Genomic DNA, 16,962 nt, shown 5'->3' on the forward strand with positions numbered 1-16,962 from the left:
TTCAGGACGCCACCAGTTCCCGCACCCCCGACGCCTTCGGCACCGAGACCTTCTCCGTACGCGACGTCCGGTACAGCCACAGGATGTCCCGGCCGAACGACCAGACCAGCGCCGCCAGAGCCGTCGCTGCGACCGCGAACGTCGCCGCGTAGGGGAGGTAGCCGGACGCGGCCAGCAGCAGGAACACACCCTGCAGCGCGGCGACCGTCTTGCGGGCCGTGCTCGCAGGGAGCGGGGCGTTGAGCCAGGGCCAGACGCGGGCGGCGGCGACGAACGCGTAGCGCATGGCGCCGATCAGGAGGACCCAGGGACCGAGCGACATCGAGACGTACACGCTCAACACCAGGATCAGGAACGCGTCCACCTCCATGTCGAAGCGTGCGCCGAGCGCCGTGGACGTGCCCGTGCGCCGGGCCACCTTCCCGTCCACGCCGTCCAGAATCAGGGCCACCGCCGTCAGACCGACGAACAGCGTCACCGGCGGTGAACTCTGGAAGGAGTCCGCGACCAGCGCCGTCACTCCGCCCACCAGCGTCGCGCGGCCCAGGGTGACCCGGTTGGCCGGGCCGAACCGGCGGAGTCCGGAGCGGTACAGGGCCAGTGAGAGCAGTGCCCACGTGGCGATGGCGAAGACGAGGCCGGTCAGCCAGCCCGCCGGCCCCATGCCTATCGCCGAACCGAGCAGGGCCAGCAACAGGATCTGCACGCCCGCTCCCACCGCGGTCTCCTGCTGTACCAGCCTTGCGTCGTAAGTGTTGTTCAGGGCCACCGCGCATTCCTCCGGCCAGATGACAGAGACGATCAAGGCCGCGTACTGTGCGCGACCTGTGCACACCTCCGTACGTGCACGGCTTCACGATCGTTCAGGAGGATCCCGATGAACCGCGCCGCACGTGCGTTCTGGCTCAGCTCTCCGGGAGAGGGAGAGGTCCGGGAGGTCGCCCTGCCGGAGCCGGGCGAGGGCGAAGTCCTGGTGCGGTCGCTGTACTCCGGGGTCAGCCGGGGCACGGAGACACTCGTGTTCCGCGGCGGGGTCCCCGAGAGCCAGCACGCGGCCATGCGGGCGCCGTTCCAGGAGGGCGAGTTCCCCGCACCGGTGAAGTACGGCTATCTCAGCGTGGGGGTGGTGGAGGAAGGGCCGACGGCACTGGTCGGCCGTACGGTCTTCTGCCTGTATCCGCATCAGACACGGTACGTCGTCCCCGCGAGCGCCGTGACCGTCGTACCGGACACCGTCCCCGCCGCCCGCGCCGTCCTCGCCGGCACCGTCGAGACCGCCGTCAACGCGCTCTGGGACGCCGCGCCCCTGGTCGGCGACCGGATCGCCGTGGTCGGCGGCGGCATGGTCGGCTGCTCGGTGACCGCCCTGCTGGCCCGCTTCCCCGGCGTACGCCTCCAGTTGGTGGACGCCGATCCGCGCCGGGCCGAGGTCGCCGAGGCCCTCGGCGTCGACTTCGCCTCACCCGGGACGGCGCTCGGCGCATGCGACCTGGTCGTCCACGCCAGCGCCACCGAACAGGGCCTCGCCCGGTCGCTCGAACTGCTCAGGCCCGAGGGCACCGTCCTCGAACTCAGCTGGTACGGCGACCGCCAGGTCGGCCTGCCGCTCGGCGAGGCATTCCACTCCCGGCGGCTGGTCATCCGCAGCAGCCAGGTCGGCACCGTCTCCCCGGCCCGCAGCGCCACCCGCAGCTACGCCGACCGGCTCGCGCTCGCCCTGGACCTGCTCGCCGATCCCGCCCTCGACGCGCTCGTCACGGGGGAGAGCACCTTCGAAGAGCTGCCCGAGGTGATGCCGAAACTCGCCTCCGGGGAGATCCCGGCGCTCTGCCACCGCATCAGGTACGCGCTGACCTGAGAAAAGAGTGAGAGGGGGCTGAACGCGGGGAAGCGAAGAGCCGTACTACACGACATCCCCGGCAGCGATCAGCGGGGGATGAGGAACGCACCGCACCTGGAGGGTGTCCGTTGTTCAGCATCACCGTCCGCGATCACATCATGATCGCCCACAGCTTCCGCGGCGAGGTCTTCGGACCCGCGCAGCGTCTGCACGGAGCGACGTTCCTGGTGGACGCAACGTTCCGGCGCGAGCAGCTGGACGACGACAACATCGTCGTCGACATCGGACTGGCCACACGGGAACTGGGTGCCGTCGTCGCTGAGCTGAACTACAGAAACCTCGACAACGAGCCCGACTTCGCCGGGATCAACACCTCCACCGAGTACCTGGCCAAGGTGATCGCCGACCGGCTGGCCGAGCGGATCGAGAAGGGCGCGCTGGGCGAGGGCGCCAGGGGCCTGGCCGGTCTCACCGTCGCACTGCACGAGTCGCACATCGCGTGGGCGAGTTACGAGCGTGCGCTGTGACCGACACGACCCTGGAGAAGAACGTGTCCCCGGGGCAGCCGGACAAGGTCACGCTCGGCTATGTGCCCGTACAGCACTCCGTCCTGAAGAACGCCGAGATCATCCCCATGTCCCTGCGCTCCGTGCACTTCGTCCTGCCGGGCGGCGTCGACAACCTGGCCGCCCCGAGCGGCGGCAACGCCTATGACCGGCGGGTGTGTCTGGATCTGCCCGGCTTCGGCTGGCAGGTGCACAAGCACGCCGTGGACGGCAGCTGGCCCCGGCCCGGAGCGGCGGCCCGCGCGGAACTCGCCCGTACGCTGCGGGAGTTCCCGGACGGCACCGTCGTCCTGCTGGACGGTCTGGTCGCCTGCGGCGTGCCCGAGATCATCGTCCCCGAGGCCGAGCGACTGCGCCTGGCGGTCCTCGTCCACCTCCCGCTCGGCGACGAGACGGGGCTGGAGCCGGCCGTAGCGGCGGACCTGGACACCCGGGAACGCACGGTGCTGAGGGCGGTCCCCGCGGTGATCGCCACCAGCGACTGGGCGGTCCGCCGCCTCGTCTCCCACCACGGCCTCGCGCCCGAAAGGGTCCATGTCGCCGCCCCCGGCGCCGACATCGCGCCCCTCGCGGCCGGCACCGACGGAGTGTCCCGTCTGCTGTGCGTGGCCGCCGTGACGCCGCGCAAGGGACAGCACCGGCTGGTGGAGGCACTGGCGGCGGTCACCGACCTGCCGTGGAGCTGTGTGTGCGTGGGCGGGCTGAACCAGGATCCCGAGTACGTCGCCGATCTGCGGTCCCTGATCGCGAAGCACGGCCTGGAGGACCGGCTGATCCTGGCGGGCCCGCAGGCCGGCGCCGAACTCGACGCCAGCTACAACGCCGCCGACCTCATGGTGCTCACCTCCTACGCCGAGACGTACGGCATGGCGGTGACGGAGGCGCTGGCGCGCGGTATTCCGGTGCTGGCGACCGACGTCGGCGGGCTGCCGGAGGCGGTCGGCCGCGCCCCCGACGGCGGTGTCCCCGGCATCCTCGTCCCGCCGGAGAACCCCGCCGCGATCGCCGTCGAACTGCGCGGCTGGTTCGGCGAGGCGGACGTACGACGCCGGCTGAAGGCGGCGGCCCGGGGACGCCGGTCCGCCCTGAACGGCTGGGCCGGCACGGCCCGCAGCCTGGCCACGGTACTGGGCCGACTGCCCAACGAGCCCCGGAGGGCGGCATGAGGAAGACGGCGACGGCACAGAGCGGCGGGGCCATTCCGGTCCAGCCGGGACCGAGGGACGCGACGGACTCGACCGGTCACGAGGCGCACAGCGGGATCGTTTCAGCGGAGGATGACGTGAGTGGCGTGTCCGTACCGGCGTCCGACGACGACGCCGTGATCCTCGGTGCCGGGCCCAGCTTCCGTCCCGGAGAGCGGGCCACCATACGCCTCAGGGACGCCGGGCCGGAGGACCCGCCCCGCTACGCCCCCGAGTGGCTGGAGCTGCGGGAGGGCGCCGACGCCGCCGCGCGGGCGCACGACCTGCTCGACCCGCTGCGCATCCGGCTCGCCAACCTGCCCGGGCGGCCCGGCGGACTGGCCATCCACGACATCGGCTGCGGCACCGGCTCCATGGGCCGCTGGCTCGCGCCGCACCTGGACGGTGCCCAGCACTGGGTCCTGCACGACCGCGACCCGTACCTGCTGCACTTCGCCGCCGTCGCCTCACCGCGCTCGTCCGCCGACGGCAGCCGGGTCACCGTCGAGACGCGCCGCGGTGACGTCGGCCGCCTCACCGCGGACGCCCTCCTCGGCGCCTCGCTGGTGACGGCGTCCGCGCTGCTCGACGTCCTCACCCGCGAGGAGGTCGACACCCTCGCCGCCGCCTGCGCGGGCGCGGGCTGCCCGGCGCTGCTGACGCTCTCCGTCGCCGGACGCGTCGAACTCAGCCCGTCCGACCCGCTGGACCAGGAGATCGCCGAGGCGTTCAACGCCCACCAGCGGCGCTCGGGCATGCTGGGCCCGGACGCGATCACTGCGGCGGCCGAGGCCTTCTCCGAGCACGGCGCCACCGTCCAGGTGCACCCGAGCCCCTGGCGGCTGGGCCCCGGCGAGTCGGCGCTCACCGCCCAGTGGCTGCGCGGCTGGGTCGGCGCGGCGGTCGAGGAGCGCCCCGAACTGCGCGAGCGCGCCGACCGCTACCTGAGCGAACGCCTCGCCGCCTGCCGGGCGGGCGAGCTGCGAGTCGTCGTCCACCACAGCGACCTGCTGGCACTGTGCCGACCGACGGGCGGAGCGTCATGAGCGTGGAGACGGTGGCGAAGACGCAGCCCACCCGCCGCGACGCCCTCGGGGCGGCTCCGAAGGTGCACACGACCGCGCCTGCCGTGCCGGTCCTGACGGTCCGCAGGGGCGCCCTCGTCCCCGCGGCCGTCTCCCCCTCCCGCATCGGCATCATCGTCACCGAGCCCCGCCCGGACGCCGGCCCCGACGAGTCCCACCGCGGCCGCCTGCGTACTGTCCTGTCCCGCCTCAACACCCCCACCGTGCGGACCCACTTCGGTACAGCCGTCGGAGTCGTCATCCTCGGCGTGCTGTTCTGGCGCCTCGGTACCGGCGTCTTCCTGGACGGACTGCGGCGGATCGACGCGGTGGCGCTGGCCGGCGCGCTCGGGATCGGGTTCGTCACCACCGTGTTCAGTGCCTGGCGCTGGCAGTTGGTGGCGCGCGGGCTGCGCATCCGGCTGCCGCTCTGGCCGGCCGTCGCCGACTACTACCGGGCCCTCTTCCTCAACGCGGCCCTCCCGGGCGGCGTCCTCGGCGATGTGCACCGGGCGGTGCGGCACGGGCAGAGCGCCGGTGACCTGGGACGCGGGGTCCGCGCGGTCGTGCTGGAGCGCACGGCCGGTCAGCTCGTCCTCGCGGTCGTCGGCGCCGGCATCCTGCTGACCATGCCGTCACCGGTGCTGAACGAGGCCCGCGACATCACCCCGCTCATCCTCTTCGCCGGTGTCGGCGCGCTCGCCGTCGTCGCCGCCGTGCGCATGAACCGCACGCCCTCCCGCCGTGACCGGACCAACCCGACGGCGCTGCGCACGACCCTCGAGGAGGCACGGGAAGCCCTGCTCTCCCGCCGCAACGGCCCCGGCGTCGCCCTCTCCTCGGCCGTCGTGCTCGCCGGACACCTCGGGATGTTCGTGCTCGCCGCCCGGGTCGCCGGATCCGGCGCCTCCGTGGCCGCCCTGCTGCCGCTCGCCGTACTGGCCCTGCTCGCCATGGGCCTGCCGCTCAACGTCGGCGGCTGGGGCCCCCGAGAGGGCGTCACCGCCTGGGCGTTCGGCGCCGCCGGTCTCGGCGCCACCACGGGACTGGCCGTATCCGTCGTGTACGGCGTGCTCAGCTTCGTGGCCGCCCTGCCCGGCCTCATCGTCCTGGTCGCCCGCTGGTACGCCGGGCTGCGCGCGGGATCCGGGTCCGCCCGTACCGTGGCGGACCCGGGACGCAGCGGCTATTTTCGTGCGTCTCCCGTGTCCGCTACGGAATCGTCCGCGGAGGTCAGCAGTGACACATACGCGCCGAAGGAATCAGCGAGGCTCGCCAGCAGTCGCTTCCCCTTTTCCGCGGAACCCAGCGAAGGACGGCCAATGACACCGGAATCGGTATAGCCGGACATACCGAGGGTCAACAGATGACGGCGGTCGTCCGCCACGAAATCGGAAGTCTCATAACCGGGTCGGATCAATTCGGGATGAGCGTGCAGAAGGATGGAGGTCTCGATTTCCCCCGCGTGCATGTCGGTGAGCAGCGAGGTCTCCACCCCCGCCCGCTCCCGTGCCCCCTCCCAGTCCTCCGGGGCCGGGAACAGCGCCATACGCTCACCGCGCGCGGAGGACTCCTGAACGACGTTGCCCAGTACGTAGTTTCCGCCGTGCCCGTTGACCAGCACCAGGGCGTCGACGCCCGACCGGCGGAGCGAAGCCGCAATGTCCCGTACCACCGCATGAAGGGTCACGGAGGAGATGCTGACGGTCCCCGGCCAGGCCGAGTGCTCGTGTGAACAGGCGATCGTCACCGGCGGAAGGAGGTGCACCGGGTACGCGGCGGCGATCTCGCGCGCGATGGCGCAGGCCACGAGCGTGTCGGTCGCCAGCGGAAGGAACGGACCGTGCTGCTCGAAGCTCCCGACGGGAAGGACCGCCACCTGTCGTGAGACGCCCGCTCCCCGCGTCCGTACGTCTTCGGTGGTGTCCGCCGGCACCAGCGAGTGTGCCACCGGCCGCGTTTGCGAACCACTCATCTTTTCACGGCCTTTCGTCTCTGCTTAGGATCTGAAGAATCATGACAGAAAAAATTGGCGTCCTCGGCAAGAAGTCCGCCCCGCGGACGCAGCGTTCCGGCGTGGAACGCGTGGTGAATGCACCGCTGCCCACCGTGTACGGGGAATTCCGTGCGATCGGTTACCTCGATCACGACCGCGGCGACGAGCAAGTGGCCCTCGTCCACGGTGAGATAGGCGCGGACGACGTGCTCACCCGGCTGCACTCCGAGTGCCTGACCGGGGACGCCTTCGGCTCCCAGCACTGCGAGTGCGGCGACCAGCTGGCCTCCGCGCTGCGCGCGGTCGTCGCGGAGGGCAGCGGCATCGTCGTCTATCTGCGGGGTCACGAGGGGCGCGGCATCGGCCTGCTCGGCAAGCTGCGCGCGATGGCCCTTCAGGCGGAGGGCCTGGACACCGTCGAGGCCAACCTCGCGCTGGGACTGCCGGTGGACGCCCGCGACTACGGCGTCGCCGCGGAGATCCTGCACGACCTGGGCGTCAACTCCGTCCGCCTGATGTCCAACAACCCGCGCAAGCGCGAGGCGCTGGTGCGGCACGGCATCGAGGTGGCCGAGCAGGTCCCGCTGCTGATCCCGCCGTGCGAGAACAACATCACCTACCTGCGCACCAAGCGGGAGCGCCTCGACCACCACCTGCCCCACCTGGACGCGGTCGCCCACCTGTCCTGATCGGCGGGGTGGTTCGGCCGGACCTGGTGCCGCCGGGTGCCGTACCGCATTCGCTCCTGCCGGCGGCGGAGCGAGAGAACGAGGGATTTCCCGGCCCGCGTTCCGGTATGGATGGCGTCGCAGGGGTTCTGGTCGAGTCGGTCGAGGAGGTCCGCCCGTGGACATGCACGCGAGCGTTGTCGTGATCGGTGGCGGTGTGATGGGCACCAGCATCGCCTACCACCTCGCCCGCGCAGGCGTAGGGGACGTCGTCCTCGTCGAGCGGGACGAACTGGCCTCCGGCTCCACCTCGAAGGCGGCCGGCGGGGTGCGCGCGCAGTTCTCGGACGAGCTCAACATCCAGCTCGGGGCGCGCAGTCTGGAGGCGTTCGACCGGTTCGCGGAGGACACCGGGTACGACATCGGGCTGCACCGGGTCGGCTATCTGTTCCTGCTCTCGACGCCGGAGGAGGTCGCCGGCTTCGAGGCGGGCGTCCGGCTCCAGAACGCGCTCGGGGTGCCGAGCCGGATGATCGACCCCGCCGAGGCGCAGCGCCTCTCCCCGCTGATCACCACCGACGGGCTGCTCGCGGCCGCGTTCTCGCCGGACGACGGCCACTGCACCCCGGAATCCGTGGTCCACGGCTACGCGTCCGCCGCCCGCGCGTACGGGGCGCGGATCTTACGCCGCAACGACGTCACCGGCATCGAACTGCACGGCGACCGGATCACCTCCGTGACGACGACCATCGCGCGGATCACCACCGACACCGTGATCTGCGCGGCCGGGCCCTGGTCGCGGGCGATCGGGGCCATGGTCGGCGTGGACCTGCCGGTGCTGCCGCTGCGCCGGCAGATCGCGGTCACCGAACCCGTCGCCGGACTGCCGCCACGGCTGCCCATGACCATCGACTTCACCAGCAGCCTCTACTTCCACACCGAGGGCCCCGGCCTCCTCCTCGGCATGTCCGACCCCGACGAGCGGCCCGGCTTCGCCACCGACACCCACGACCGCTGGATCCCCCGGCTGACCGCGGCCATGGAACGCCGGGCGCCCGCCCTGCTCGACCTGCGCCGCACCGGCGGCTGGGCGGGCCTGTACGAGGTCACCCCGGACCACAACGCGCTGATCGGCGAGGCGGCTTCCGTGTCCCGTTTCCTGTACGCGACCGGCTTCTCCGGCCACGGCTTCCTCCAGGGCCCGGCCGTCGGCGAGGTCGTCCGCGATCTGTACCTCGGCCGGACACCCTTCGTGGACGTCGGCCCCCTGGGCGCCGGCCGGTTCGCGGCCGACGCCCCGCGTCCGGAGGCCAACCGCGTCTGACCGGCGGGGACTCACTCGCCGATGAGGGCCTCTTGCACGAGCCGCTTGAGGTCCTGGAACATCGTGTGCGAGGTCTTCGGCCGTACCTGCGTCATGAACTGCACCGTCAGATCGTGACGCGGGTCGACCCAGAACGTGGTGGTCGCCACCCCGCTCCAGCCGTAGGAGCCGAGGGTGGTCGGGGCCTTCGTACGGGTCGGATCGATCACGACGGAGACGCCGAGGCCGAAGCCGAGGCCGTCGTTGCCGGACTCGTCATGGGCGGGGCGGCTGCCGAAGGCACGCAGGTCGGCGCCTCCCGGAAGCAGGTTGGACGTCATCAGGTCCACGGTCTCGGGGGCGAGCAGCCGGGTGCCGTCGAGTTCGCCGCCGCGGCGCAGCAGCTCCATGAAGCGATGGACGTCGTGGGCGGAGGCCGCCAGACCGCCGCTGCCGGACAGGAAGCGCGGACGCCCGCCGCGCAGCGGGAGACCGGGGATCGCCTCGATACCGCCGCCCTCCTTCTCGCCGTACAACTCGGCGAGCCGGTCGCCCTGTCGGTCGCTCACCCAGAAGCCGGCGTCGGTCATCCCGAGCGGCCCGCAGATCCGCTCCGCGAAGAACTCGTCGAGCCGCTGCCCGGACACGACCTCGATGACCCGGCCGAGGACGTTGGAGGCGACCGAGTAGTTCCACTGCGTGCCCGGCTCGAACTGGAGCGGCAGGCTCGCGTACACATCGACCGTCCCGGCCAGGTCGGAGCCCGGCAGCACCGCCGACTCCAGATTGGCGTCGCGGTACAGGGCGTCGACGGGATGCGTGTGGTAGAAGGCGAAGGTCAGCCCGGCGGTGTGGGTCATCAGATGCCGGACGGTTATCGGCCCGTCGGCGGGGCGGGTCACCATGTCGGCGCCGGAGCCGCTCACATACACCCGGGGCTCGGCGAAGCCGGGCAGATGGCGGCCGACCGGGTCGTCGAGCGACAGCTTGCCCTCCTCCACCAGCAGCAGCGCGGCGACCGAGGTGACCGGCTTGGTCATGGAGTAGATCCGCCACAGCGTGTCGGCCTCCACGGGCAGCCCGGCCGCGATGTCGCGGTGGCCGTGCGTGGTGAGGTGGGCGACGCGTCCACCGCGGGCGACGGACACCAGGAAGCCGGGCAGCCGCCCCTCGTCGACGTAGTGGGCGAAGTACTGGTCGAGGCGGTCCAGCGCCTTCGCGTCCAGTCCGGCCTCACCCGGGTCGACCTCTTGTGTCAGCAGTGCCATCGCTCTCCTCCGAATTCCTACGACGAGGGTGCGCTCCGGCATACCCCGCCGGAACGGCCTCTGATCTCATCGTTGCGCAGGAACGCGTGTACGGTCCTTCGAATGGCCATGATCGTCCGGGGTGATGGCGTGCCGCCCCGGTAGCGCACGGCCCAGCGCGGCTCCGGCCAGGGCGAGGGCGGCGAGGACGGCCGGCGGCCGCGCGGGGTCACCGCCGGTTCCCATGAGGGCGGTCGCGACGGCCACGCCCAGCACCGGCCCGACGTTCATCGCGGTCTGCTGGAGCCCGCCGGCCACCCCGGCCGACTCGACGGGCGCCTCCCGTACGACGACATGGGTCGCCGCCACCATCACCGTGCCGAACCCTGCCCCCACCAGGGCGAACGCCACGCAGAGCAGCTCAATCGCCGTCTCCCGGGACAGCACGAGGATCCCGAGCGCGAGCACCGCCATCGCCGCCACGGTCGTACGCCGGGCCCCGACCCGGCGCAGCAGCACCGCGCACGCGGGGGCCGCGAGCACCATCGACGCGGCCAGCGGCAGACTGACCAGGGCACTGCGGAACGGGTCCAGACCGAGGGTGTCCTGTAGCAGGAACGTGCCGGCGAACAGCGAGCCGGACAGCGCCGCCGACGCGGCCACCAGCATGCCGAGCGCCGATCCGACGGCCGCCGATCCGATCACGTCCGGCGGTAGTAGCGGGCCGGCGGTGCGGCGTTCGTGCCGGACGAAGGCGGCAGCGGTGACCGTGGCGGTCGCGGCCGTCCAGACCCAGCCCGGCAGTGCTACGAGCGCGTGGACCAGCGAGGCCAGGGTCACCGCGAGAAGGAGAGCTCCCGGCACGTCCAGCCGGACGGGAGAGACATGGCGCGCGGGTCGAACCCTGAGCGCGAGCCCGCCGAGGACGATCGCCGGCACGACGTTCAGCAGGAACACCACCCGCCACCCCGGCCCCGCCACCAGCGCACCGCCCAGCACCGGCCCGGCGGCGGCCGCCACCCCGATCGCGGCGGTCCGCACGGCGATCGGCGTGCGCAGCCGGTCGGGCGGGAAGGCGGCCCGCAGCATCCCCAGCGTGGCCGGTTGGAGCAGCGCCCCGAACACGCCCTGCACGACCCGCAGTCCGATCATCCAGCCGATGCCGGGTGCCAGGGCGATCCCCGCCGACGCGGCCCCGAAGCCGAGCATGCCGATGCCGAAGAGGCGGTGGTGTCCATGGCGATCGCCGAGCCTTCCGGCGAACACCAGCAGACTCGCCACCGCGATGAGATAGCCGGTGCTGGTCCACTGGACCTGGGCGAATGAGGCACCCAGGTCGCGTTGCAGGGCGGGCTGGGCGACGGTCAGCACGGTGCCGTCGAGCGCGACGACCACGGCTCCGACGACGCTGCTCGCGAGGGTGAGGCGGGGATTCACTCGCCCTCCGGCCCGAGGTGCGCGTCCAGGACCGACCGCAGCACGGGTGCGAAGTCATCGGCGCCCGTGGCGAGTTGGAGGCTGCCCCAGCCCCACAGCTGGGCGACGCCGTGCAGGCCCGCCCACAGCGCGCCCGCGACGAGACGGGCGTCGGCGTCGGGGCGCACCCGGCCGACCAGGTCCACCAGGCGGCCGAAGAGCGGGAGACTGGTGTCGCGCAGTCCCAAGTGGCCGCTCTCCAGCAGATCGTGACGGAACATCAGCTCGTACATGCCGCGATTGCCGAGTGCGAACTCCAGATACACCCGCCCCAGCTCCGTCAGCCGCACCCGAGGATGCGCGGCGCCCTCACCGGCCGCCGCTGCCGCCCGCGCCCCCAGCTCGTCGAAGCCGCGGCGCGCGATGGCCGACAGAAGCTCCAGGTGGGTGGGGAAGTACCGGCGCGGGGCGCCGTGCGAGACGCCGGCCCGCCGGGCGATCTCCCGCAGGGTGAGCGCCTGGACGCCCTCCCGTGACACGAGATCCACGCCGACGTCGACCAGCCGGGCCCGCAGCCCCTGATCGGATTCCTGTTCCCGCGAAGCCTGCATAGACATTGTCTACCATGATCGAGTAGACAGTGTCTACCGGAAGGTGTCCGCGGGGGAATGCGGCAGCGGCCTGCCAGGGTTGATCCAGGCATGACTCAGGACGCCACCCACAACGCACTGCTCGCGCTGCTCGCCGAGAGCCACGGCGGAGTGCTGGTCACGCTGAAGCGTGACGGCCGTCCGCAACTGTCCAACGTCAGCCACGCCTACTACCCCGACGAGCGCATCCTGCGCGTCTCGATCACCGACGACCGCGCCAAGACCCGTAACCTGCGCCGCGACCCCAGGGCGTCGTACCACGTCACGACCCCCGACCGGTGGGCGTACGCCGTCGCCGAGGGCACGGCCGACCTCGCACCGGTCGCGCGGGACCCGTACGACGCCACGGTCGAGGAACTCGTCCGCCTCTACCGGGACGTCCTGGGCGAGCACCCCGACTGGGAGGACTACCGCACGGCGATGGTCCGGGACCGGCGGCTGGTGCTGCGGCTGCGGGTGGAGCGGGTGTACGGCATCCCGAAAGGCGCGAACCGGGGCTGACGTCCGGTCACTTGGGCGCATGGCGGACCTAGGACGCAGGGCGGGGGGCTCATGACCGATGGCCCCGGCGCGGGTGGGCTGCCTACGCTGACGAGTGGATCGACGCAGAACAGAACGCCCCATGGGAGGGTCACCATGCCGGTCACCGGCCGCAGCCACATCCGGATCGCCCGCCCGTCCCGGGACCTCGCCGCGGCGGAGCGATTCTGGCGCGAGGGGCTCGGACTCGGCGTCGTCTGGCGGGCGGTGGGCGGTCCGGAGCCCGGCGAGCACGACCTGCTGATGCTCGGCTGGCCGGACGCCGACTGGCACCTGGAACTCGTCCACGAGCCCGCCCGCCCCGTCGAGCCCCGGCCGACCGAGGAGGACCTGCTCGTCATCTACCTCGACGGTCCGGTGCCCGACGACCTCCTCGCCCGTCTGGAGGAGCACGGCGGCAAGCGGGTCGTGTCGCCCAACCCCTACTGGAACGAGTGGGGCGTCACGATCGAGGACCCGGACGGGTACCGGCTGGTGCTGTGCCGGCGGGGCTGGTCGAACGGTTAGCGGGCGCCGCGTCCGCGGTCGCCTCCTTCACCCAGGACTCCAGGTACATCACGAACTCCGTCGCCCGGTCCGCCCAGTTGAGGTCGGCGAGCGCGGCCTCCCAGCCCCGGGCGGCCGCGCGGCGGCGCATCTGCCGGTCGGCGCGCAGATGCCGTACGGCCCGTGCCGCGGTGACCGGATCCTCGTAGGGGACGACGAGACCGCAGCCGTAACGCTCGACCAGTTCGGCCGCGAGCGGGGTGGGCGTGGTGACCACCGGGACGCCGTGGGCCATGTACTCCACGGCCTTGGTGGGCCGCGAATGACGGTAGTTGGGCTGGTCCCGCAGGAGGGAGAGGCCGGCCAGGCTGCCGGAGAGCAGGGCGAGGGCACGGTCGTTGGGCAGGTAGCCGTGCCAGCGCAGTATGCCCTCCCGGTCGGCCTCGGTGAGCGGGCCCCGCATGTCGGGGTCGGCCGCGCCGATCACCTCCACCCGGATGTCCGGCGCCAGCAGCCGCGCCGTCTCGATGAGCTCCAACGCGCCCCGCGCCTGCGACAGATGCCCGAGGTAGACGGCCCGGTCGTCGCCCGGCGCCTCGGGCGGCTCGGGCGGCACCGTCGCGAGATTGCCGACCACGGGATGCGTCCGGCGAAAGCGCCGCTGGTAGGCGTCCTCGGCGAGGAGCAGCCGCAGATGACGTTCCGCCACTCGTTCCGCCGCCCGTACGACCATCCGCAGCGGTGGCCGCAGCGGCCGGGGCAGCCAGCGCTTCATCACCAGCGCCGCCGCCGTGTCCTCGTGCACGTCCCACACGGTGACCGGCACATGTCCCGCCCGTCGCCAGCGACGCAGGGTGCCGGGCAGTGCGAGCAGCAACTCCGGGTCGTGCAGCAGGACGACGTCCGCCTGGGGGCCCCGCTCGGCGAGCAGGGTGCGCGCCGCGCGCAGCGCCGCCCGGCGGTCCCGGCCGGCGGCCCGCGGCAGGTCCACGCCCTCGACGTACGGCCGCGGCGACGTCTCCCGTGCCGCGAAGGGCGCGGCGTACACGATCCGGTGGCCGTGCTCGCGCAGGGCGGCGATCTCCCGGTGCAGGATCCGGGCGTCCTCGGGGTGGTGGACGATGGTCACGACGAGTATCCGCATCAGAGCACGCACCTTTCGACTGCCCCGAGAACCTCCGGCCCAGCGGGCCGGACGGTCACAGCACCTCGACCCCGGGCCGGAACACCCGCCCCCGGGTGTCGAACAGCAGCCGGGCCGCGTCGCCGAGGGCCGGCAGGTCATAGGCCGAGTGGTCCTGCAGCAGGATCGTGAGGTCGTGCTCGCGCACGGCCGTCAGGACGTCGTCGACGCGCGGGATGCTCGCCCCGTCCACGGACCACAGCCGCACATGCGGATCGTGGAAGGAGACCTCGGCCTCCCGCTCCCGCAGCAGCCGTGCCACCGGCACCGCCGGCGACTCCCGCTGGTCCGCCACGTCCGGCTTGTAGGTGACCCCGAGCAGCAGCACCCGGGAGCCGTGCAGCGGCCGGCCCGCGGTGTTGAGGAGGTCCTGGGCGCGGCGCACCACGTACTCCGGCATCCGCCGGTTGATCTCCTGGGCCAGCTCCACGAAGCGGAACTCGTAGCCGAGCGACGAACGCACCTTGTACGAGAGGTAGTTGGGGTCGATCGGGATGCAGTGCCCGCCGACGCCGGGAGAGGGCCGGAACGCCTGGAAGCCGAAGGGCTTGGTGCCGGCGCAGCGGATGGCGTCCCACAGGTCGACATGCAACTCGTGGCTGATCACGGCCAGTTCGTTGACCAGGGCGATGTTCACATGCCGGTAGGTGTTCTCCAGCAGCTTGGCCATCTCGGCCTCGCGTGTGCCCTTCGCCTGGACGACGGTGTCGACGAGCTTGCCGTAGAAGGCGACGGCGCGCGCCGCGCAGAACGGGGTGCAGCCGCCGACCACCTTGGGCGTGGTGCGCAGCCCGTGCGTGGTGTTGCCCGGGTCGATGCGCTCCGGTGAGAAGGCGAGCGCGATGTCCGAGCCGACCTTGAGCCCGGACTCCTCCAGCAGCGGCCGTACGACCTCCTCCGTGGTGCCCGGATAGGTGGTCGACTCCAGCACGACCAGCTGACCGGGCCGCAGTCGGCTCGCCACCGTGCGCACGGCGGACTTGACCGCGCTGAGATCGGGCCCGCCGTCCTCGCTGAGCGGGGTCGGCACGCAGATCACCACGGTCTGCGCACGGGCCAGACAGGCGTCGTCCGTGTACGCCGCGAAACCGGCGGCGCGCATCCGGCGGACGTCTTCGTCGGAGACGTCGTCGACATGGGAGTTCCCGGTGTTCAGCGCCTCGACGACCCGGGGGTCACGGTCGAGGCCGACGACTCTCAGGCCGATCGACGCCGCCTCACGGGCGAGCGGCAGTCCTACGTACCCGAGCCCGATCACCGCGAGTTCCACGCGATCGGGCGGTTCTGCTTCGCCGGGCGATTCGCTCTCTTCCCCGAGCGGTCCGGTCTGTTCGACCTGCATTGGGCTCACCCCGCATCAAGGCTGCCGAGGGTGCGGTACGCCTCACGGGTTGTGGCGGCGACACGCTTCCAGGTGCGGTCACGCGCGACCATCGCGCGGGCGGCTGCTCCCCACTCAGTGCGCCGGTTTCGACTGTAAAGGACTATTTCCAGCTCATCAGCCCAGGAATGTACTGATTCAGGCTTGATTAGCCGTCCGTTAACCTCCGGTTCGACCAATTCCCTCAGTGCGGCGACATCGCTCGCGGCCACCGGAACACCGCTCGCCATCGCCTCGACCGGCTTGAGCGGGGTCACCAGATGACAGACGCGTTCGTCGGTGCGCGGCACCGCGAACACATCCAACACGGCGTGAAAGTCCCGGACTTGAGCATGCGGCACCCGGCCGGTGAACAAGACCGTCCCGTCGTCCAGCCCCAGCCGCGCCGCCAATCGCTCCAGCGCGGGACGCTCCGGACCGTCCCCGACGATCAACAGCCGAAGCGGCACGCCACGCCGCCGCAGCTCATCACCCGCATGGAGCAATGTGCCGACCCCCTCGTGCGGGGTCAGCGTGCCGACCGTGCCCACGACGAACTCGTCCGCCGCGATGCCGAGCCGGGCGCGCACGGGCGCCCCGTCCGGCAGCGGGGCCAGGAAGTCGTCGGCCACCGCGTTGGGCGCGATCAGCACGCGCTCCTCCGGCACGCCCCGGCCCACGATCTCGGCCTTCATCGCCGCGCCCAGCGTCAGCACCAGATCGGCCTCCCGCATGCAGTACGTCTCCAGCGCACGTCGTGCCCGGTACGTCTCGTCGCCCCGGGTGCGCCCCGGTGCCTGCGTCAGCCAGGTCTCCTCCAGGAAGCCGCGCACCTCGTAGACCACCGGCAGCCCGAAGGTCTCCCGCAGAGCGAGCGCCACGCGCCCGTTGCCGTGGTCGCTCGCGGCGTGCAGCACGGCGGGACGCAGCCGCTGCACCAGTCGCGCCGCCAGTTCGGCATTGCGTGCCAGCGCCGCGGCCTGTCCGTACGGCAGCCATGGCGGCAGCAGCCGGTGCTGGGGCACCCCGCCCACGTGCTGCGTCGGGCGGGCGTCCAGTACGCCGGCCGTCACCGGGAACCCGATCCGCGTCACGACGTGCGGGTCCAGCCCCGCCGCCAGCTGGGCCTCGGCGAGCTTCTGTGTGCGCACCGTGTAGCCGGCGTGCCGGAACGGCAGCCCGCTGCCGACCAGATGGAGCACCCGGCCGGGCACCGGGCGGAACCGCCGGCCGGAGGGCGCCGGGACCCGCTCGGCGGACGGTGTGGCGACCGGCCCGGCGGCACGGGCACGCCGGGCCAGCCGCCGTTCCACCGGATGCAACCCGCGCCGGGCGGGGTCCGGCAGCAGGCGCACGGCGAGCAGGGCCGCCCGCAGCGGATCCTGGCGCAGTTCACCGACGGCGACCGAGGCGGCCAGACTCAGTGCAAGTGGAACATTCCTGGACATACCGTCAAGGT

At 72.2% G+C, this 16,962-nt stretch carries 16 protein-coding genes and 1 pseudogene; 9 read left to right on the plus strand and 8 right to left on the minus strand.

Features of this window, described 5'->3' with window-relative positions:
• Window position 1: 1 nt before the first annotated feature.
• A complete protein-coding gene (locus ACFQ6S_RS00275) occupies window positions 2–769 on the minus strand; it encodes a CDP-alcohol phosphatidyltransferase family protein (protein ID WP_383404232.1) in 768 nt (255 codons plus the stop codon).
• 108 nt (window positions 770–877) lie between these two features.
• Here ACFQ6S_RS00275 and ACFQ6S_RS00280 point away from each other — a divergent pair, with 108 nt between their 5' ends.
• The 5 genes and pseudogenes from ACFQ6S_RS00280 to ACFQ6S_RS00300 all read left to right on the plus strand — a co-directional run.
• Window positions 878–1,858: a dehydrogenase gene (locus tag ACFQ6S_RS00280; RefSeq protein ID WP_383401201.1), complete on the plus strand. Its 981-nt coding sequence runs from the start codon at window positions 878–880 to the stop codon at window positions 1,856–1,858.
• Window positions 1,859–1,968: 110 nt separating this feature from the next.
• Window positions 1,969–2,367, plus strand: a complete 399-nt coding sequence (locus ACFQ6S_RS00285; protein ID WP_383401202.1) for a 6-pyruvoyl tetrahydropterin synthase family protein — start codon at window positions 1,969–1,971, stop codon at window positions 2,365–2,367.
• Entirely contained in the window at window positions 2,364–3,572 is a 1,209-nt protein-coding gene (locus ACFQ6S_RS00290) for a glycosyltransferase family 4 protein (RefSeq protein WP_383401204.1), read from the plus strand. The genes ACFQ6S_RS00285 and ACFQ6S_RS00290 overlap by 4 nt, the downstream gene beginning before the upstream one ends.
• A gap of 116 nt (window positions 3,573–3,688) precedes the next feature.
• The gene (locus tag ACFQ6S_RS00295) at window positions 3,689–4,636 is read left to right on the plus strand and encodes a class I SAM-dependent methyltransferase (protein ID WP_383401206.1); all 948 of its coding nucleotides are present in this window, start codon (window positions 3,689–3,691) and stop codon (window positions 4,634–4,636) included.
• A pseudogene (locus ACFQ6S_RS00300) lies at window positions 4,633–5,694 on the plus strand (YbhN family protein); the annotation flags it as partial. The gene ACFQ6S_RS00295 and the pseudogene ACFQ6S_RS00300, both read left to right, overlap by 4 nt.
• A 146-nt stretch (window positions 5,695–5,840) precedes the next feature.
• On the opposite strand, the gene ACFQ6S_RS00305 reads toward ACFQ6S_RS00300, so the two are convergent.
• Window positions 5,841–6,629, minus strand: coding sequence for a creatininase family protein (locus ACFQ6S_RS00305; protein ID WP_383401208.1), 789 nt, complete (start codon window positions 6,627–6,629; stop codon window positions 5,841–5,843).
• A gap of 41 nt (window positions 6,630–6,670) precedes the next feature.
• Between ACFQ6S_RS00305 and ribA the strand changes: the two genes are divergently transcribed.
• Entirely contained in the window at window positions 6,671–7,339 is a 669-nt protein-coding gene (gene ribA, locus ACFQ6S_RS00310) for a GTP cyclohydrolase II (protein WP_383401209.1), read from the plus strand.
• 163 nt (window positions 7,340–7,502) lie between these two features.
• A complete protein-coding gene (locus tag ACFQ6S_RS00315) occupies window positions 7,503–8,642 on the plus strand; it encodes an NAD(P)/FAD-dependent oxidoreductase (protein ID WP_383404234.1) in 1,140 nt (379 codons plus the stop codon).
• A gap of 11 nt (window positions 8,643–8,653) precedes the next feature.
• On the opposite strand, the gene ACFQ6S_RS00320 is transcribed toward ACFQ6S_RS00315, so the two are convergent.
• The 3 genes from ACFQ6S_RS00320 to ACFQ6S_RS00330 all read right to left on the minus strand — a co-directional run bounded on the left by ACFQ6S_RS00320 (window position 8,654) and on the right by ACFQ6S_RS00330 (window position 11,895).
• Window positions 8,654–9,889 (minus strand): serine hydrolase domain-containing protein, encoded by a 1,236-nt coding sequence (locus ACFQ6S_RS00320; RefSeq protein WP_383401211.1) that lies wholly within the window; start codon window positions 9,887–9,889, stop codon window positions 8,654–8,656.
• A gap of 66 nt (window positions 9,890–9,955) precedes the next feature.
• The gene (locus ACFQ6S_RS00325) at window positions 9,956–11,305 is read right to left on the minus strand and encodes an MFS transporter (protein WP_383401213.1); all 1,350 of its coding nucleotides are present in this window, start codon (window positions 11,303–11,305) and stop codon (window positions 9,956–9,958) included.
• A complete protein-coding gene (locus tag ACFQ6S_RS00330; protein WP_383404236.1) occupies window positions 11,302–11,895 on the minus strand; it encodes a TetR/AcrR family transcriptional regulator in 594 nt (197 codons plus the stop codon). Before ACFQ6S_RS00330 ends, ACFQ6S_RS00325 begins: the two co-directional genes overlap by 4 nt.
• Window positions 11,896–11,985: 90 nt before the next feature.
• On the opposite strand from ACFQ6S_RS00330, the gene ACFQ6S_RS00335 reads away from it, so the two are divergent.
• Complete coding sequence (locus ACFQ6S_RS00335) at window positions 11,986–12,435, plus strand: PPOX class F420-dependent oxidoreductase (protein ID WP_383401215.1); 450 nt, start codon at window positions 11,986–11,988, stop codon at window positions 12,433–12,435.
• Between the two features lie 135 nt (window positions 12,436–12,570).
• On the plus strand, window positions 12,571–12,981 hold the full coding sequence (locus ACFQ6S_RS00340) for a VOC family protein (RefSeq protein ID WP_383401217.1): 411 nt from the start codon (window positions 12,571–12,573) through the stop codon (window positions 12,979–12,981).
• Here ACFQ6S_RS00340 and ACFQ6S_RS00345 read toward each other — a convergent pair.
• Genes ACFQ6S_RS00345 through ACFQ6S_RS00355 form a run of 3 tightly spaced genes read right to left on the minus strand, consistent with a single transcriptional unit; the run spans window position 12,917 to window position 16,951 of the window.
• A complete protein-coding gene (locus ACFQ6S_RS00345; protein WP_383401219.1) occupies window positions 12,917–14,104 on the minus strand; it encodes a glycosyltransferase in 1,188 nt (395 codons plus the stop codon). The genes ACFQ6S_RS00340 and ACFQ6S_RS00345 overlap by 65 nt on opposite strands.
• A gap of 55 nt (window positions 14,105–14,159) precedes the next feature.
• Complete coding sequence (locus ACFQ6S_RS00350) at window positions 14,160–15,485, minus strand: nucleotide sugar dehydrogenase (protein ID WP_383401221.1); 1,326 nt, start codon at window positions 15,483–15,485, stop codon at window positions 14,160–14,162.
• Window positions 15,486–15,490: 5 nt separating this feature from the next.
• Window positions 15,491–16,951 (minus strand): glycosyltransferase family 4 protein, encoded by a 1,461-nt coding sequence (locus ACFQ6S_RS00355; protein ID WP_383401222.1) that lies wholly within the window; start codon window positions 16,949–16,951, stop codon window positions 15,491–15,493.
• Window positions 16,952–16,962: the final 11 nt, after the last annotated feature.

The organism is Streptomyces sp. NPDC056479 (assembly GCF_042795335.1).
In the GTDB taxonomy this organism is placed as follows: Bacteria; Actinomycetota; Actinomycetes; order Streptomycetales; family Streptomycetaceae; genus Streptomyces.

What these genes read in the sequence shown, in the direction of transcription:
- ACFQ6S_RS00280 (WP_383401201.1), top strand. Translation starts at nt 878, where the DNA reads ATGAACCGCGCCGCACGTGCGTTCTGGCTCAGCTCTCCGGGAGAGGGA.
- ACFQ6S_RS00305 (WP_383401208.1), bottom strand. Translation starts at nt 6,629, where the DNA reads ATGAGTGGTTCGCAAACGCGGCCGGTGGCACACTCGCTGGTGCCGGCG.
- ribA (WP_383401209.1), top strand. Translation starts at nt 6,671, where the DNA reads ATGACAGAAAAAATTGGCGTCCTCGGCAAGAAGTCCGCCCCGCGGACG.
- ACFQ6S_RS00315 (WP_383404234.1), top strand. Translation starts at nt 7,503, where the DNA reads ATGCACGCGAGCGTTGTCGTGATCGGTGGCGGTGTGATGGGCACCAGC.
- ACFQ6S_RS00320 (WP_383401211.1), bottom strand. Translation starts at nt 9,889, where the DNA reads ATGGCACTGCTGACACAAGAGGTCGACCCGGGTGAGGCCGGACTGGAC.
- ACFQ6S_RS00330 (WP_383404236.1), bottom strand. Translation starts at nt 11,895, where the DNA reads ATGCAGGCTTCGCGGGAACAGGAATCCGATCAGGGGCTGCGGGCCCGG.
- ACFQ6S_RS00335 (WP_383401215.1), top strand. Translation starts at nt 11,986, where the DNA reads ATGACTCAGGACGCCACCCACAACGCACTGCTCGCGCTGCTCGCCGAG.
- ACFQ6S_RS00340 (WP_383401217.1), top strand. Translation starts at nt 12,571, where the DNA reads ATGCCGGTCACCGGCCGCAGCCACATCCGGATCGCCCGCCCGTCCCGG.
- ACFQ6S_RS00345 (WP_383401219.1), bottom strand. Translation starts at nt 14,104, where the DNA reads ATGCGGATACTCGTCGTGACCATCGTCCACCACCCCGAGGACGCCCGG.
- ACFQ6S_RS00350 (WP_383401221.1), bottom strand. Translation starts at nt 15,485, where the DNA reads ATGCAGGTCGAACAGACCGGACCGCTCGGGGAAGAGAGCGAATCGCCC.
- ACFQ6S_RS00355 (WP_383401222.1), bottom strand. Translation starts at nt 16,951, where the DNA reads ATGTCCAGGAATGTTCCACTTGCACTGAGTCTGGCCGCCTCGGTCGCC.